Source organism: Ensifer sp. ZNC0028 (assembly GCF_000799055.1).
GTDB lineage: Bacteria > Pseudomonadota > Alphaproteobacteria > Rhizobiales > Rhizobiaceae > Ensifer.
This window is the reverse complement of sequence record NZ_JTLA01000248.1, coordinates 1-336: the sequence shown is the minus strand read 5'-3', so window position 1 is coordinate 336 and position 336 is coordinate 1. Positions and strand designations below refer to the sequence as shown.

General features: G+C 64.9%; 1 pseudogene. It reads left to right on the top strand.

What is annotated here, in order from left to right:
* Positions 1–336: pseudogene (locus L981_RS32865) on the top strand (lipoprotein-releasing system transmembrane subunit LolC); the annotation flags it as partial.

Here is a 336-nt window from a genome sequence, read left to right as displayed (position 1 = left end):
TCGGCATCAACGGCCACATGATCGTCCAGCCGATCGATGGCCCGCTCGACAATTACGCTGACCTCGCGACCAAGTTCTCGGGCGTCAAGGGCGTCACCATGGCGATCCCGATGGTCGAGGGGCAGGTTCTGGCGCAAGGTGTGGGCGACAGCTCGACCGGCGCCCTGGTGCGTGGCATCCGTGCTGACGACCTGAGCAAGATGAAGTCGGTTTCCGACCACATCCAGTCCGGCGATCTCGTCGGCTTTGCCTCCGGCACAGGTGTCGCGATCGGCTCGCGCATGGCCGAGCAGCTCGGCATTCAGGTCGGCGGAACGATCACGCTGACCTCGCCCA